This window comes from Catenibacterium sp. UBA627 (assembly GCF_002299355.1).
In the GTDB taxonomy this organism is placed as follows: domain Bacteria; phylum Bacillota_I; class Bacilli_A; order Erysipelotrichales; family Coprobacillaceae; genus Catenibacterium; species Catenibacterium mitsuoka.
Genome location: NZ_DBPF01000090.1, coordinates 2198 through 4502 on the forward strand (window position 1 = coordinate 2198; position 2305 = coordinate 4502).

The 2305-nt window shown below is 33.0% G+C and carries 3 protein-coding genes; all 3 read left to right on the forward strand.

The window, feature by feature from the left end:
* Window positions 1–906: ADP-ribosylglycohydrolase family protein (locus B2S90_RS05630; RefSeq protein ID WP_286696681.1), on the forward strand; the 906-nt coding region annotated here is incomplete at its 5' end.
* A 243-nt stretch (window positions 907–1149) separates the two neighbouring features.
* A complete protein-coding gene (gene nadA / locus B2S90_RS05635; protein ID WP_286696682.1) occupies window positions 1150–2055 on the forward strand; it encodes a quinolinate synthase NadA in 906 nt (301 codons plus the stop codon).
* 13 nt (window positions 2056–2068) lie between these two features.
* On the forward strand, window positions 2069–2305 hold a 237-nt coding region (locus tag B2S90_RS05640), incomplete at its 3' end, for an FAD-binding protein (protein ID WP_286696683.1).

The window sequence follows — 2305 nt, forward strand, 5'->3', positions numbered from 1 at the left end:
GCAACTGCAAATGTAACTCATAATCATCCAGAAGGTATTAAGGGTGCAGAGGCGACTGCGAGTGCGATATTTATGGCCAGAAATGGTTCATCAAAAGAAGAAATCAAAAAGTATATTGAAAATGAATTTCATTATGATTTGAATAGAACACTTAATGAGATTCGACCAGGCTATCATATGGATGAAACCTGTCAAAAAACAGTCCCTGAAGCAATCATTGCCTTTCTTGAAGCCAAGGACTTTGAAGATGCTATAAGAAATGCAGTATCTCTAGGTGGGGATACAGATACACTTGGGGCGATTACTGGAAGTATTGCAGAAGCCTATTATGGAATACCTGAATGGTTAATAACTGAATGTAGAAAACGTATTAATAAAGATATGAGAATTGTTCTTGATGATTTTAATGATGTTCTTTCTAACCAAGATGATTTTCCAAATAGTAATAAGATGATTGAAGATGCGATAGACCAATATTATGTTCAGAATAATAAGGATGGAATGCTGGTGTTCATGAAAACCCTACTCATAAGTATTGAACAGGGTGGAGAATTAGTAGTGCCTTATATCACAACGCACTCAATTTTATCAAAAGAGCAGTTAAATAGTATAAGTATTGGTGATACTTTTACACTTGATCATGATGTGAAGCTTAAGCTAGAAACAGTGAAGGATGTAAAGGGGAATGAGTGGATGGGCGTATTTACGTCAACAAATGAAATGCATAAAGGATCGAGTGGTAATGTTCAAATAAACCAGTCAATATTATCCATTCTTCAATCAGTGCTTAACTTAGAAGAAGTAAATGGTATTGTCATTAATCCATTTGGAAAACATATTCAAATAAGTAAGAATATGATAGCTCTATTGATTAGTATATATGACGAATGTGCGAAAGAAAGTTAAAAAATAATCTAAAAAGATTGTAACTATAGTTATAATCTTTTTTTGCTTTAATGAGTCTATTTTCATCCTGAAAATATATGTAATCTATTACATTCAGGGATATTGTAATATTAATTGAACTTATTTCTTTTGCAATGTCAACATATGTGTCTTGACATCTGTCAATAACAATGATAGCATAGGCACAGCGTAAAAAGAGATAGGCGCTTAATTTAGGAAAAGTTTGAAAAAGAGGATTAAATTATGGATATGATGAATAGAATCAAGCAGCTTAAAGAAGAAAAGAATGCTGTTATATTGGCTCACTATTATGTGGATGCAGATGTACAGGCAGCGGCTGATTTCATTGGTGACTCATTCTATCTTGCAAAAAAAGCAGCAGAAACAGATGCTGATAAGATTGTATTTGCAGGTGTAGAATTCATGGGAGAAAGTGCTAAGATACTTAATCCTACTAAGCATGTATATATGCCAGATGCACATGCAGATTGTCCAATGGCTCATATGGTGATTATAGAAAAGATCAAAGAAATGAGGGAAAAGTATGATGATTTAGCTGTTGTATGCTATATCAACTCTACTGCAGAAATCAAGACTTATAGTGATGTATGTGTAACTAGTTCGAATGCAGTTAAAATCGTTAATAAATTACCAAATAAGAATATTTTCTTTGTACCAGATCAGAACTTAGGAAGCTATGTAGCAACTCAGGTAGAAGGTAAGAATATCATTTTAAATAATGGTTTCTGTCCAAGACATCACATCATGACTAAGGAAGATGTATTAAATGCAAAGAAGGAACATCCAGATGCTTTAGTGGCTGTACATCCTGAATGTAAGCCTGAAGTATTAGAAGAAGCCGATTATATTGGAAGTACATCAGGTATTATTGATTATATTGTTGGAAATGATGCTAAAGAATTTATCGTTGGTACAGTCGATGGCGTTTATGCCACAATCCTAAATCAGGCACCTGATAAGAAGCTTTATAATGTAGTAAGAACTCAGGTATGTCCTAATATGAAACTTAATTCACTAGAAAAGATTATTCATGTATTAGAAACTGGTGAAAATGAAGTATTCTTAGATGAAGAATTTATGAATAAGGCAAAAGCACCATTACAGAGAATGCTTGAACTTGCTAAATAGGAGATGACTAAAAATGACTAAAAAAACAGATGTTCTTATTGTAGGTACTGGATGTTCAGGATTATATTGTGCCCTTAAATTACCTGGAAACCTTAATATTCATATGATTACTAAGTCATGTGTAGAAGAAAGTGATAGCTTTCTTGCACAGGGTGGTATTTGTATGTTTAAGGATGAAAGTGATTATCATGCTTTCTTTAAAGATACACTAAGAGCTGGACATTATGAAAATAATCCTCTTTCTGTAGAA

Coding starts and splice junctions, on each gene's coding strand:
- nadA (WP_286696682.1), top strand. CDS start 1,150: ATGGATATGATGAATAGAATCAAGCAGCTTAAAGAAGAAAAGAATGCT.